Below are 14,189 nucleotides of genomic sequence, written 5' to 3'. Positions count from 1 at the left end.
GGGCTCCAATTATGCCAAGCGAATACAATAAGCAACAAAGAAAGCAGCTGGAGCTGTACTTCCGTTGTCTTTCCTCTGTATGTACGGACAGTGTGATGGGGTATCATTATATTCCGTTTGGTTTTCCATTTACGGATCGATTTCTGCGCAGAAGCTCGATGAAGAAGGCGTTCTCCGCTTGGAGCGTTACAAATAAGGAATCATTGCTCAGTCGAATTCACTGGCTGCTCGAAGATGGACTGCGAGAGGAGTACAAGAAGCTGCATATGAGTCTTGCTGCACGCAACGAAGTCTCTCGCAAGCGTTATGTGGAATCCTCTGTTGATCATCCTGACCATGCCAAGGTCGTAATTGTCAATGCATTTTTAAACCAGTTTCCTTCCGGAGAAATTGCGGCGTTCGGCGGGGCTTGGGCCATCTATATGTGTAATATGGGAATTACCTACGGCTACTTAACCAAGGAAGAAGCTTGGGGGATGAAGCTTAAAGCGGCTCACCATTTGCAGAACTGTTACAAGAGCTGGGAAGACTATTTGGCCGCTTTTGCTGCAGGCAATAGCTACTTTGCCTCGGATAGTGAAATGAAGATGCAGGCTCACATTACGAGTAGAGCCTCGACGCTGCTTGGATCAAGCACATTAGCCATGGGTAAGGCAAAGTGGGGGGTAGCTTGACGATTTACTAGTAGGGCGGAATAGAAGGTGATTAGATGGCAGCTGAGGTTCATGTAGCCAGCATCCATGATTATTTTGAGCGTTATTCTGAAATGATTCATGGTGATATGGAAAGCAGCACTTGGGAGCAGCGAGTGTTCCTCCCTCCTCACATTGGAACGGGCAGTGTGACCCGGATGCGCGTCCGTGAAGGTATGGAAATCATGGTGACCGACATCACTTATGCGAAAGATATGAGGCTCCTTATTCAGGAGTCATGCCGTCTGTTTGAACTGAGTTATTGTTTGAGCGGAGAAGTGTATTGCGAATGGAGTGGAAAAGCAAGCCATACGGAACCGCAGTCTGGCAATGTGCTGCTGTTGGAGGATGTGCAGGTATATGAGGAGAAAAAGGCAGGAATGCACCATCATATGGTCGAGGTGAGATTTTCACCGGATGAACTGTATGCCTATGCCGCTGATGCGGCCGAGAAACAGAACATGGAGAGATTGCTTCATCGTCACCTTGGCAGTATTGACTCCTATGCGGTCACACCTGACATTCATCGATGCGTAACAGATATGCTTCGGTGCGATTATCGGGGAAAGATGAAGCGATTATACATGGAGAGCAAAGCTATCGAATTCCTCGCCTTATTCGGAGAGACGGACGAAATTCATGATCGAACAGTGAGGCGAAACGTTCGACGCGATGATATCGCGAAGCTTCATGAAGCAAGGGAAATTGTAATGAACAACTATGAACAGCCCTTGTCGATACGAGAACTCTCCAAGCATGTCGGGATCAACGAGTTCAAGCTGAAAGCAGGATTTCGAGAATTGTTCGGCTCAACAGTATTCGAACTGGTGCGCAAGCAGCGGATCGAGAAGGCGATATGGCATATGGAAATGGGGCAACTGAATGTAGGGGAAGCAGCCGTCGCGGTTGGGTACAGTAATGTTAGCAACTTTACGGCAGCCTTTCGCAAGCATTACGGCTGCAATCCAAGCTCGTTCCTCAAGCAGTTGGAACAGCAGGATCAAGTTCGAAGGTCGTCTTCGAATGGCGGCGACTCTTTCATTTCGCAAGGGGACCCTTTGGCCTAATGTAGGTAGAAGGGTTCTTCAATTATTTCCTCTATAGGGGCAAAGACTCCCTCTTCAGGTAGAGCATGTGAACATGATTGGCTCATAATTAGAGTATTCATGTGATTCTAACTACTGGAGGGAATCGTAATGTCTCCTATTTTGACAACTACATCACAACACACGGATGATAATCAGCAAATGGAGGGGAATCCGAAACGATGGATTGCACTTGTTATCGTACTACTGCCGACGCTGCTTATCTCACTGAACACTTATATGATTCAGGTTGCTCTGCCGTTGATGCAGCAGAGCTTGAATGCAAGCTTCGCTGAAGCGCAGATAATTGTTACAGGATTCTCTCTTGGCTTGGCGGTGGCCTTGATCATTAGCGGGAAGTTGGGTGACATATTCGGAAGAAAACGGCTGCTTCTTATTGGAGTAAGCGGGTTCACAATCATGGCCATGCTTGGCGGCTTGACCTCGGATCCTTCCCTGCTTATTGCCATTCGGATCGTTCAAGGCTTGGCTGCTGCGCTCATTCAGCCCCAGGTTCTTTCTACGATGCAGGTCAGCTTTCCGCCACGAGAAAAGGCAATCGCGTTCAGCATATATGGTGCAATCATTGGATTTGGATTTGCTTTTGGACTCATTTTTGGGGGCCTTATCGTCAACTGGAACCTGTTCGATCTTGGCTGGCGAATGGTGTTCTTTGTTAACGTTCCATTCGGTATGCTGGTTCTAATGCTGCTGCCAATCATTTCTGAATCGCGTGGGGAGAAAAAACAGCCTATTGATTGGATTGGCGCTCTTCTACTCATAAGCGGCTTATTTCTGCTTGTATATCCTTTATCGGAAGGGCAGAGACAGGGGTGGCCGGTGTGGGTTTGGTTTTGTATGCTGATCGGTTTTGGTGTACTTGTTACTTTTGTGGCATTCGAGTGTTACAAGAAGAGAAGAAACGCTTTTCCGTTGGTGAATCTTGTTGTATTTCGGCATGCTTCCTTTCGCGTAGGCCTGTTGGCTGTGCTTGTCGTGTACCTGGGCATGTTCGCCTTTTTCTTCCTATTAAGCTACTATGTCCAATACGGTCTGCATAAGGATGTTCAAACCACAAGCATGGTGTTTCTGCCATTGGGGGTCGGATTCTTTCTGTCATCTCTCTTATCCTCCCGTTTCGTAGAAAAATGGGGGATAGGTTCATTGAAGCTCGGCTCTATCGGCATGGCAATATGCATATCGCTGCTGATTGGTTCTATCCTGTATGACGCGAGGGCTATGCTTAATTACCGTAATCTTCTCCTATTATGGATGTACGGATTCAGTCTTGGCATGGTCACGACACCACTAGCGAATATCGTTCTAAGCACAGTTCCGAAGAAGGATGCCGGATCGGGATCAGGATTATTCACGACCTGTATGTACTTGGCAAATTCGCTAGGGGTGGCATTGATCGGTATTGTGTTTTCCGGCGTACTTGGACATGTGCTCGTAGAGGCTGAGCTGTCTGATTATGTACGCGCGTTTTCTGTATCAGTAGGTGCTTGCGGTGGGCTGGCACTGGCGACTTTCGTCTGCCTATGCTTTTTACCGGATCCTAGACGAAAAAGCCGAATGACAAAAGTGAAGCATACATTGTAAAAAATGATAGCGTAAGAGAAAAACCATCAGAAATGGAGGAGGGCATAAGCATGATCACGCTGCATCAGGTCGAGTACGAGCAAAAATCTACGCTTCGTAATTTGCTGGAGCTGTATAAATATGATTTCAGTGAATACGATCCTGAGGACGTCAACGAGAACGGTCTATATGAATATATGTATCTGGATCATTACTGGACAGAGGAAGGGAGATATCCTTTCTTCATTCGAGTGGATGGGAAGCTTGCGGGATTAGCGCTCGTAAGGAAGTTGGAAACGAATGACGACAATCGAACGGTTTATTCGATGGCGGAATTTTTCGTAATGAAAAAGTATCGGCAATCGGGAGTAGGAACGTATGCGGCAACAGCTTTGTTCGATCAGTTTAAGGGAACTTGGAAGGTAGGTCAGATAGATGAAAACGTACCTTCACAGCATTTTTGGAGGAAAGTAATTACAGCGTACACAAACGATAACTATGAAGAGATTCGAGAAAACGGCTGGGACGGCCCGATCCAATGCTTCTCCACTGAGCTTCGGTAGAAGAGAGTTTCCATAATCGTTGTCCAAAAAAATATTTTAAAATAACATCATCAATTTTACGCCCCGCTTGTGGCTTCTGGATCGCTGCATACACCAGTAGCAAGCGGGGCGTTCTATATCGATTCATGTGAACTTGATATCGGTGTATTATTTAAAGCACCTGTTTAAATTAACAATCCGCCTCTTTCTTTATGCCGCGCAATGAGTACCTCACTAGTAACGGAAGTGATACCATCAATCGCTTGAAGCATTCTCAAGCACTGTTCAGCATGCTCCGGATCATCCAGCAGTGCATGGACATGCAGATGCGGCTTGCCGCTCATTTGATACACGTTCGTAATCTCCTCAGCTAATCTTAGCTGTTCTACGACATGCTGCAGCTTCACCCAATCCACTTCAATATCGAAATACATCGACAAGGTTTTGCCCGCCTTGAGCGGATTCACGACAATGGTGAACCGATCAATAATCCCATCCTCCATCAATTGATGGATTCGTTCGCGAACAGCCGCTCGGGTCAAGTTGACCATTCGTCCAAGCTCCGCATTGCTTAAGCGTCCATTCTCGGATAACAGCTGCAAAATCCGTGTATCGATCTCGTCTAAATTACGGAACTGCATTTGATCAACCCTTTCGACTAGTACTTGTCCTATTAAGTCCATTATAGCACATACAATGTAAAGTTAATTGCGAAATCTATTGATCGATTGTATAAAAAAGTGTATACATATGTATGTGGAAGATCATGGCGCGGAAGGGGAGAGGATGTTGTCATTACTAGCGATTGAAATACTGTTGATCTCCGTGTTGGCTGGAATCGTCGGGGCAGTGCTTGGTCTGGGTGGAGGGATTATAGTTACTCCCGCGTTGACCTTATTGTTCGGCGTTGATATTAAGACGGCAATTGGCGCAAGTATTATTTCGGTCATTGCAACCTCAAGCGGGGCAGCGATCGCTTATATTCGAGATCGGATTACGAATGTGAGAGTAGGCATGTTCTTGGAGGTTGCAACAACAGTCGGAGCAATAACCGGTGCATTTCTGGGTGGAATCATGGCGCCTACGGTGCTGTATATTATCTTCGGTCTGCTGCTGCTCTACTCGGCGGGGACTATGCTTAAGAAGCGGAATGATGAACTGCCGAAGGATGTACATATGCATCCGGTTGCGGAGAAGCTGCGCTTACAAGGCGAGTATTATGATAAGGCGTTGAATCAGACGGTTCCGTATAAAGTGGACAATGTATACGGCGGATTCGGCGTCATGTACGGAGCAGGGGTCATATCGGGTCTGCTTGGAATTGGCAGCGGCAGCTTCAAAGTGATGGCGATGGATGTCTTCATGAAGCTCCCGCTTAAGGTATCCAGTGCGACGAGCAACTTCATGATGGGCGTTACGGGCGCGGCAAGCGCGGGGGTCTATCTGTTCCGTGGCGACATCGATCCGGCAATCTCGGCACCGGTGGCGCTGGGTGTTCTTATGGGGGCAACGGCTGGCGCAAGAATCATGCAGAAGATGAAGAGCAAGACAATTCGCAAATGGTTTATTCCGGTATTGGCGTATGTGGCTATTCAGATGATTGTACAGGGATTGGGGGGACTACTATGAGTGAGCTTGGGCGAGAAGGCAGCGTACAGCAGTCCGAGATCGTACAACAGCGCAATGACAAATCGGAAGCGGTAGAGGTTGTTGTCAGCAAGTGGCTTCGGATAGGGGTACTGGCTAGTGCAGCGGTGATCCTTACTGGTTTGCTGCTGTTCCTCATTTCTGGAGACAGTGGATATCCTGAGCAGACTTTTCCAACCAGTCTGGCAGGAATTTATTCCGGTCTATTGTCAATGAAGTCGTATGCGATTATCCTAACAGGGCTGATTATGCTCATTGCTACACCAGTACTGCGGGTTTTTATCTCTATTTTTGTTTTTCTGCATGAACAAGATTATTTGTATGTAGGAATAACAATAGTAGTGTTCTTGATCTTAGTCGCCAGCTTTTTCATTGGAAGTGCAGGTTGATCTATTGTATTAAGAGTGCCTGAACAGAGAAAAGTCAGTCAATAATATTAGCCAGGAAATTACTGTTCATCCACTTGGATTCATGTATACTAAAATAGAATATGTATCCAAATGAAGAGAGCATCGAGTGGGAACTTGGTGTTCTCTTTTCGTCTCATTTACTAGATAGGAGTGGTTGCCATGTCTATGCTGCAAGTATTAGATAAGGGGTATGTCCGGTTAGTCAACACGATGGGTTCGGATTTGACAGTTGTCAACTCCGCACGGGTATCCTATGCCAAGGAATCGATGGAACTGAGTGAACGGGATATTCGATTGATTCAATTTCTGGCTAGAGAAGGACATACCTCGCCATTTCGACATGTCATGCTGCAGTTCGAAGTGTACGCGCCGCTTATGGTTGCTAGGCAGTGGTGGAAGTATGTCATAGGTTCTTCCCATATGGAAGGCACAGGCGACAGCTTGGAGGCTTGGAATGAATCGAGTCGTAGATATATCACTGAAGAGCCTACATTCTACATACCGTCCCAGGGAGAGTGGAGAAGCAAGCCCGAGAATTCGAAGCAGGGCAGTGGAGACATTGTATCATGGGAAATCGGGCAGAAGCATACGGATGAGCTGATGAACTACATCGAGCTTGGTGTTGACAAGTATGAAGCGGCACTAGAAGATGGCATATGCGCGGAACAAGCTAGATTATTTCTGCCTTCCTACGGCATGTATGTTCGGTGGTATTGGACAGCCTCCTTGCAGTCGGTAGCTCACTTCTTGAATCAACGCCTGGAGCATGATGCTCAGAAGGAAATTCAATCCTATGCGAAGGCGATATTGGAGCTTAGCAGGCCTATTTTCCCACATTCCTTGCAAGAGCTCTTGAAGCAGGATACTGGAGAGTAAGTGCAGGTAAGAAGTGTATGGAAATGAAGTGGTCTTGAGAATAGTAGACAATGGACGCAGCCATATTGGTATTCGACAACTCCATATGGTGCGTCCATTCTCATTTTGTATAAAATATCTAACTTATAGATCGTTAGATTTATTCCGCACAGGCAGTATGCGTTGTTCCACACTCTCATACATATCAAGCAAGCGAGATAGCCAAGCAAATCTAGTGGATGACCAGTACACGAGCACTGCTGAGGAGATCCCGATTATTGCGCCTACTGCAATATCTACAGGATAATGTACGCCAACCCATACACGAGATAATGCTACACAACCCGCCAGCACGAGCCACAACCAGCCCCAGCCTGTTTTTTTGCGCATCAGCCAGAACGACGCACAGATGGAGAAAAACAATATCGTATGATCACTAGGAAATGAATTGTTGATGCTGTGATCTATCAATTTACTAACATGCGGGAGTTCCGCAAATGGTTGATGATGCGAATGGAATCTTCCTACCGCTTTGCCAATGAGCTCTGCGAGAATGAATGCAAATCCGCCCTGCAGCACCATCATGCGATTGGCAGTTGTACGAGTGAACCAAAATAACAGCATGCAAGCCGCTAACAGATAGATCGTATATTCCGCAATGAATACGACAGATGGATTTAGAAAGGAGAGCTGCTTGCCTAAGTCGTTAATTCCTCGAAACATTTCAATATTTAATTGGGGTAATGACACGTATTTTCTTCCTCCTTGTGACCTATATCAATTAGATCTAGTATTTATTCAATATGCTTAGTATAGGGAGAGGGCTTTAATTGCTCCTTAATAAATTCTTAATATTACATAAAAATCTGATCAGAATCAGCAGGTTATTTATGGTTTATCGCGTAGTCGCTAATATGAACCGAATGGGGAACACGATTGTTATGATTCCTATGTTGAAATAGGAGGCTGGTCAAAATGGACTTCAATCTTTTGTGTCACTATTACGAAGCCGCAGGAGGGCCATTTCACAATTTGTCTGCACTGTCTATTGAAGAAGCGAACAGCATCTTGTCCGAGTTAAGAGAGAATGGAAGAGGTTTTGCAAGCAAACGATCTGAAGATTACATGCAAATTCGGCGTCAATTAGAGAAGCAGGCAAGAATGATGTTTGTAGAGCAAGGCGGCAATCCTCGGACGCTATATCCTCACTATATGACATTAGGGCAATGCCACTGGCTGCTGGAGTGGTATGAAGAGGGAAGAGAATTACAAATCTATATTGATGATTTCGACGCTAGTACCATTAGTTTTACTTATGGAGACTTATTTCCAACAATACGAGTTGAGGACGGAAAGCCATATCGCAAAAAGGTATATACCCGAGATACCATTCAACAGGTAGTTGAACAGTTTGGCTGGCCACAGCAATGGAACGCGCACGGTCAATATGGCCCTGAGCGATATATTGAAGTTCAAATTTGGGATGATCGGGTCATAGAACGATACAGAAACAAATGGATAAATACTGAACATGCAGACATCCACGATTTTGAGGGGAGAACAATGGCATGAGTGTAGCATCGCTTATTACTTTGCAGCCAAAGTGATCGAGGGGAAGCCATGTATTCAGGTTCTGACCGGGCTAAATTTATGACATAGCTTGGAATAATAAAGGAAAATTGTGAATATTGAAGATGGCCTATGGGGAAAATGTGACAGCTTCATTCAAATGCTGGAGACGAGAATGAGGAATTATCAGAGCCATAAGGCGTCTCTTAGGAGGATTCTTGTGAAAAGGCATAATAATCCTCCTAAGAGACGATAGCGAATCTATGTAACTTTCGTTACGTAATAAGTTTGCAGGAACATAGAGATTTCATCGTTAATGGTGACCAAATCGGCTTCTGAAGGGAAATGTCCCATATCATATGATTTGATTGCGATTAGATTCGGAATGATTGCGCGTGCTGCTTGATTGAGCTGCTGATCAGGGAAAAAGATGTCCTTTCGGCCTGTAATGAGAAGAGTAGGCGCATGGAATTGCTGGAGTTCCTCTTTTTCTGTAAGTTTAGGCATATTTTGCTCAAGTTTCACATATCGAAAAATGTCTCCAATAATTTCCTTGTCTATTGCCTTCATCGTATTGTCAGACATGGCATTGGTTAGCTTATCAAGGTATCTATCTGAGGAAGTTGCATGGAACAGAAGCAGTGGCAAAAGGATGTCTTTGATCATTTTGAGCTTCGATCCTAAGCGTATCCCTGCTGGTGACACGAGCACAGCGCAGTCTATTTTATGCGGCATATAGGCGGCTAGTCTTAATATGATTCCTGCTCCATAAGAGGGGCCTATAAATCCGCATTTCTCGATGTTAAGACCGTTCATGAGTTCTTCAAGCCATAGGGCGAAGCTATTATCCTTAGCTGACACTCGAGTTTCTGCACTAAACCCAGGATGACCAATCGTATCAGGCGCATAAATTCGATACTGGCTCGTTAATGGAGAAAACCAAGACAACGTCATAGGGTTGATGCAGTTTCCCCCTTGTAATAGGAACAACGGTTTTCCATTAGCGGGTCCCGCAGCTAGTAGATGAGTCGAGCCAAAGCTTGTATTCAGATACATACGCTCCACAGGAAACCGCAAAGCTTGTATATAGCTTTCATAATGATTCGTAATCAAACTTTTACCCTTTTTGCTTTTATAAATCGTTACTATGCTGCTCATCGAACGCCTCCTCCGTACTTATCACCATCCTATAGTTACGTTACATATCGAAATTGGATGCAGATGGGGCGAGAAAGTTTAATTCTCTAATTGAAGATGTGACGAGGTTGATCTTAGCCAGGTTGAAGGCGTTAGGTATTTGTACTGCATTTGAAAAAAAGGAGTGTTGGTTGATGGGACGTGTCTGTAGAAATGGGTTTGTCGTTCAGACTGTATGGCTTGTCATACTTCTCTTACTGGTTCAAGGCTGTACATCAAAGTCTGGCCCCGTGTATTTGGAAATGAAGGGCTTGAATCAGGATGAACAAGAGATAGTACAGCTCATCAACAAACGAATGCAATATTTGCATGAGGGAAATGCGGAGGAATATATGAAGCTATTCGCACCGAATAGTCCGATAACAGGCATGCCGACCTACCAATTGAAGGCGGTGAAGCTGCACACTCCCATCCATATTCAGGAGCAGAAAAAGGCATATCAAGTTCTTCTCCTAGCTGATGATATGCTGACCAACGATGATTTTTTCACGTCACAGTACGTATTTATCAAGGGAAAAGAATCGGACTCGAAATGGCTTATCTACGATATTGATTAAATTAATTTTTAAAGAAGGTCAGAGGTTTGCCATTTGAAGAGGTCGAAAGGATATCTTATATGAAGAGATTGATGCAGGGCATATTTCTAATCGGATTGTGTTCATTACTTTTTAGTATTCAGGTTAGCGCTACTAGCTGGGTCTACTTAGAACCAGACAAGGTGATGGAACGGGCGTCTGTTATTGTGCAAGGGACGTACGATTTTAAGAGACAACAAGCAGGCAGCAGGCAGTCGTTTTCGTGGGAAAGGTACGAATTTCAGGTGAGACGTGTATATAAAGGGGATGTCCCGCCTACAATTACTGCAGGTATCCATTGGGACGATGTAACACAGATTCGGAGCGGGCAGGAGGAAGGGGATGAGATTCTTCTGTTTCTGGAGAAAAACGACAGAGAAGATTTTTTAGTGCCAGTTGGCGGCCCAAATGGAATCGTTCCAATCCGTAACGGCGAAATTCGTGATTTTGAAGAGTCCAAAAAGAAGGTTTATACTCATTTTATTACCGATAGAGTCTTTAAGGAGCCTAATGCCAGCTTGCCTATTCAGTTAGGGAGAACGGATTATATCCGCTATGGTTTGATAGCAGCAGCTATTCTGTTCGTGGTATCATTTTTTGCATGGAAAAATAGAAGGCAGTAGATTAATTGATCTACGAAATGATAACCAATTGGGGGAGGTAGAAAAGTATGAGCTCAATCACTGTTCTTCACTATGATGCGTTCTCTATAATTCCACAGAAGGGCAATCCAGCAGGTATTGTGCTTGATGCAGATGCATTAAGCGAGCAGGATATGCAGCGAATTGCGGAGCAAGTTGGATTTAATGAAACGACATTCATTCTTCATTCGGATCAAGCAGATGTTCAATTGCGATATTTTACCCCAGGGAATGAGATGAACTTATGCGGCCATGCGACAATAGCGTCGCTGTATTGTTTACATTCGAAAGGCTATTTTGGAGAGAAGAAGAGCATCAGTATCGAAACGAAGGCAGGTATTTTACCGATTGAACTCACGATCCTTGATGGACGACTATATATTAAAATGAAGCAGAACCGTTCACAGTTTATTCCGTTTCAAGGGGATATCGCTCGATTAGCGGAATCAATCGGATTGCAGGTAGACGATATCGATCTGACCACACCTATAGCTTATGGAAGCACAGGCATATGGACTCTGCTAGTACCTATTCAGAGACTTGAGAAGTTTAAGGCCATGATGCCTATGAACGCCATGTTCCCGAGTATACTAACAGAATTCCCGCAAGCGTCCGTGCATCCATTCTGTATGGAGACTTATGATCCTGATGCATTCATGCATGGTAGACATTTCTCTTCTCCCTATTCGGGTACGGAAGAAGACCCTGTAACAGGCACAGCATCTGGGGTAATGGGGGCTTATTTCTTGCAATATATGCGTACAGATCTGGATTCAGCTGAATTCGTTGTAGAGCAAGGCCAAGAGATGGAACGCGATGGCATGGTTAAGGTTCAGGCAAAGAGAAATGATGATAAGATCGAAGTTTACATTGAGGGGACTGCTGTATTCGTCAAGGAAATAACCGTTGATATTGACCAATAAAGTGTAAAGTAATGGAATATGATAAGCGCCCTTACAAGACACTAAGTGACCCGACTGAAAAACTTGTTTTTTTAGTTGGGTTATTTCATTTTAGGGGAGACTTCATAATAAGGTTCTCAGTAAATCGAATTTTTAATAATTATAGGACGAAAAAAGAAACATAGACGTGAAAAACTTCTGTGTTTCTTTTTTATATATTTATTGGAAAACACTTCACGTTTTCGGTCAATGCTCCTTCTAACCTAATTAACGTAAGGGATTTGTAAGAAATGGATAAGAAAAAGAAATTTTTACTGTATAGGATAAAAATATAAGAAGGTAAGGGGAGATGATAGCTGTCTAGTTAGTACGGAAAAAAGCAACCACCCATACAATATGAATAGAGGTGTGGAATGCCCTATGAAAACACGTAGTCAAATTACGAGTTTGGCCCTTTTAATAGCTGGAAGTTCCCTGTTATACACAACGCCAACCCCAATTGTAAAAGCAGATCCCGCTCAAAATGAATCCAGTTCGTTACAAACAAGTATTCAACGAGATCGTGCCTCCGTCAAGCAAGCAATGCGGGATACTTTGCAGCTTGGATACCCGGGGATACTCGCTAAAACTTCTGAGAATGGAAGGACGTGGAGTTATGCCGCTGGGATAGCGGATCTGAGAACCAAGAAACCAATGAAAACAGATTTTCGCTTTCGCATTGGCAGCGTGACGAAGACGTTCACCGCAACAGTTCTACTTCAATTGGCTGGAGAGAAACGCCTGCATCTAGACGATTGCATTGAAAAATGGTTGCCTGGTGTCATACAAGGAAACGGATATGATGGTAACCAGATTACGATCCGGCAGATATTGAACCATACAAGTGGTATCGCTGAATACGCAAGGTCAAAAGAATTTGATCTTATGGATACAAAAAAATCGTATGCGGCTGAAGAATTAGTAAAGATGGGGATTTCTATGCCCCCAGATTTTGCCCCAGGAAAGGGCTGGTCTTATTCAAACACAGGATACGTATTACTGGGTATCCTTATTGAAAAAGTAACCGGAAACAGTTATGCGGAAGAGATTGAAAATCGGATTATTGAACCGCTTGAATTGTCGGATACATTCCTACCTGGCAATTCAACCGTTATTCCAGGCACTAAGCATCCCCGCGGATATATCCAACTAGACGGAGCAAGTGAGCTAAAGGACGTTACTTTTTATAACCCAAGTATGGGTCAATCGGCTGGAGAGATGATTTCTACTGCTGACGACTTAAACAAATTCTTTTCTTACTTGCTCAGTGGCAAATTACTAAAAGAACAGCAGCTAAAACAAATGCTTACTACAGTTCCTACAGGAATAGAAGGAATCGATGGATATGGTCTTGGAATCTATGAAACTAAACTTGCAAACGGTATATCGATATGGGGACACACAGGTGGCATTCCAGGATTTGATACTTTTGCTGGAGGCACACATGGAGGTAGTCATACGTTGGCCGTCAGTTTGAACAGTATGGGGAAAGTTAAAAGTTCGGATCTTTTTAAAAATATTTTACTTGCTGAATTTAGCAAGTAGACCTAAAGAAAAGAACGGATAAATTATGTCAATTTATAAGGAGTTTATTCTCTCATGAAAAATAAACTATCGGGGCTGTTAGCCGCTACATTGGTGCTAACGATGACCCTACCAACAGGAGCGATAGCATCTTCTAGCGGTAAGACTACAGTTGGAGCAAGCCAAAATGTTGCAAGCCAAGAACTGGAGAAGATTGCAACAGAGAAAGCTGCTCTACTCACGAAGTCCTATGAGACAACAAGCGTGCAGTATGCGCTAATTGATAATGGCAAAATTATTTTATCGGGTCAGACAGGCAAGAACGATATAGAAGGGAAAAAGCCTCTGACCAAGGATACTCTATATGGGATTGGATCAACCAGTAAAGTATATACAGCTGCGGCTGTAATGAAATTGGTCGACGAAGGAAAAGTCGATTTGGATGCTCCTATCGTCCGCTATGTTCCTGATTTCAAGATGAAAGATGAGCGGTATAAGCGCATTACGCCGCGTATGCTGTTGAACCACTCTTCGGGTTTGCCAGGTATGACGTTCAATAATGTATTTTTATTTAAAGATAATGATACTTATGCCCATGATATCTTGTTGCGGCAATTATCAAGCCAAAGCTTGAAGGCAGATCCTGGCGCGTTCTCGGTATACTGTAACGACGGCTTTACGCTGGCCGAGATTTTGGTGGAAAGAGTCAGCGGTATGAGTTTTACTGAATTTCTACATCAGAAGTTTACAGAACCGCTAAATCTGAATCATACAAAAACGCCACAGGACAAATGGGAGGACGAAAAGCGCGCTGGACTTTATACTCCGACGTACCAAGGGCAGCTTCCTATTGAATCAGTGAATGTGATTGGTTCGGGGGGGTATCTCTTCCACGGCAGAAGATGTGGTGCGATTCTCACTAATTATTTA

Annotated in this window: 15 protein-coding genes and 1 pseudogene; 13 read left to right on the top strand and 3 right to left on the bottom strand. The window is 44.3% G+C overall.

Annotated features, from left to right (window positions below; all coding sequences use genetic code 11):
- Positions 1–11: 11 nt before the first annotated feature.
- The 4 genes from AZ66_RS08600 (at position 12) to AZ66_RS08585 (ending at position 3,921) form a co-directional block, all read left to right on the top strand.
- Entirely contained in the window at positions 12–674 is a 663-nt protein-coding gene (locus AZ66_RS08600) for a DUF1266 domain-containing protein (protein ID WP_044354461.1), read from the top strand.
- Positions 675–709: 35 nt separating this feature from the next.
- On the top strand, positions 710–1,759 hold the full coding sequence (locus tag AZ66_RS08595) for a helix-turn-helix transcriptional regulator (RefSeq protein WP_044354460.1): 1,050 nt from the start codon (positions 710–712) through the stop codon (positions 1,757–1,759).
- 129 nt (positions 1,760–1,888) lie between these two features.
- A complete protein-coding gene (locus AZ66_RS08590) occupies positions 1,889–3,379 on the top strand; it encodes an MFS transporter (RefSeq protein WP_044354459.1) in 1,491 nt (496 codons plus the stop codon).
- 50 nt (positions 3,380–3,429) lie between these two features.
- Positions 3,430–3,921 (top strand): GNAT family N-acetyltransferase, encoded by a 492-nt coding sequence (locus AZ66_RS08585; protein ID WP_044354458.1) that lies wholly within the window; start codon positions 3,430–3,432, stop codon positions 3,919–3,921.
- A gap of 164 nt (positions 3,922–4,085) precedes the next feature.
- Here the strand turns inward: AZ66_RS08585 and AZ66_RS08580 are convergent, their stop codons facing one another.
- Positions 4,086–4,541: an Lrp/AsnC family transcriptional regulator gene (locus AZ66_RS08580; protein ID WP_021257925.1), complete on the bottom strand. Its 456-nt coding sequence runs from the start codon at positions 4,539–4,541 to the stop codon at positions 4,086–4,088.
- A gap of 145 nt (positions 4,542–4,686) precedes the next feature.
- On the opposite strand from AZ66_RS08580, the gene AZ66_RS08575 reads away from it, so the two are divergent.
- The 3 genes from AZ66_RS08575 (at position 4,687) to thyX (ending at position 6,833) form a co-directional block, all read left to right on the top strand.
- On the top strand, positions 4,687–5,529 hold the full coding sequence (locus AZ66_RS08575) for a sulfite exporter TauE/SafE family protein (RefSeq protein ID WP_425311529.1): 843 nt from the start codon (positions 4,687–4,689) through the stop codon (positions 5,527–5,529).
- Positions 5,526–5,936, top strand: coding sequence for a DUF1634 domain-containing protein (locus tag AZ66_RS08570; protein ID WP_082061504.1), 411 nt, complete (start codon positions 5,526–5,528; stop codon positions 5,934–5,936). Before AZ66_RS08575 ends, AZ66_RS08570 begins: the two co-directional genes overlap by 4 nt.
- 180 nt (positions 5,937–6,116) lie before the next feature.
- Positions 6,117–6,833 carry an FAD-dependent thymidylate synthase gene (gene thyX / locus AZ66_RS08565; RefSeq protein ID WP_021257922.1) on the top strand — a complete coding sequence of 239 codons (717 nt, stop codon included), beginning with the start codon at positions 6,117–6,119 and terminating at the stop codon, positions 6,831–6,833.
- A 123-nt stretch (positions 6,834–6,956) separates the two neighbouring features.
- Here the strand turns inward: thyX and AZ66_RS08560 are convergent, their stop codons facing one another.
- Positions 6,957–7,562, bottom strand: coding sequence for an undecaprenyl-diphosphatase (locus AZ66_RS08560; RefSeq protein ID WP_044354455.1), 606 nt, complete (start codon positions 7,560–7,562; stop codon positions 6,957–6,959).
- Between the two features lie 225 nt (positions 7,563–7,787).
- Between AZ66_RS08560 and AZ66_RS08555 the strand changes: the two genes are divergently transcribed.
- A complete protein-coding gene (locus tag AZ66_RS08555) occupies positions 7,788–8,384 on the top strand; it encodes a hypothetical protein (protein ID WP_044354454.1) in 597 nt (198 codons plus the stop codon).
- A gap of 258 nt (positions 8,385–8,642) precedes the next feature.
- Here AZ66_RS08555 and AZ66_RS08550 read toward each other — a convergent pair whose 3' ends face one another.
- Complete coding sequence (locus AZ66_RS08550) at positions 8,643–9,539, bottom strand: alpha/beta fold hydrolase (RefSeq protein WP_044354453.1); 897 nt, start codon at positions 9,537–9,539, stop codon at positions 8,643–8,645.
- 173 nt (positions 9,540–9,712) lie between these two features.
- Here AZ66_RS08550 and AZ66_RS08545 point away from each other — a divergent pair, with 173 nt between their 5' ends.
- The 5 genes and pseudogenes from AZ66_RS08545 to AZ66_RS08525 form a co-directional block, all read left to right on the top strand.
- Positions 9,713–10,135, top strand: coding sequence for a hypothetical protein (locus AZ66_RS08545; RefSeq protein WP_044354452.1), 423 nt, complete (start codon positions 9,713–9,715; stop codon positions 10,133–10,135).
- Positions 10,136–10,161: 26 nt separating this feature from the next.
- A complete protein-coding gene (locus AZ66_RS29690) occupies positions 10,162–10,776 on the top strand; it encodes a hypothetical protein (RefSeq protein WP_052648443.1) in 615 nt (204 codons plus the stop codon).
- A 47-nt stretch (positions 10,777–10,823) separates the two neighbouring features.
- The gene (locus AZ66_RS08535; protein ID WP_044354451.1) at positions 10,824–11,717 is read left to right on the top strand and encodes a PhzF family phenazine biosynthesis isomerase; all 894 of its coding nucleotides are present in this window, start codon (positions 10,824–10,826) and stop codon (positions 11,715–11,717) included.
- A 399-nt stretch (positions 11,718–12,116) separates the two neighbouring features.
- Complete coding sequence (locus AZ66_RS08530; protein WP_044354450.1) at positions 12,117–13,280, top strand: serine hydrolase domain-containing protein; 1,164 nt, start codon at positions 12,117–12,119, stop codon at positions 13,278–13,280.
- 54 nt (positions 13,281–13,334) lie between these two features.
- Positions 13,335–14,189 (top strand): annotated as a pseudogene (locus tag AZ66_RS08525) (serine hydrolase domain-containing protein); the annotation flags it as partial.

Origin of the sequence: Paenibacillus sp. E194 (genome assembly GCF_000935845.1) — a bacterium.
Classification (GTDB): Bacteria; Bacillota; Bacilli; order Paenibacillales; family Paenibacillaceae; genus Paenibacillus_B; species Paenibacillus_B alvei_B.
Note: the sequence above shows the minus strand (reverse complement) of the source record. Positions and strands in the feature narration are given on the sequence as shown.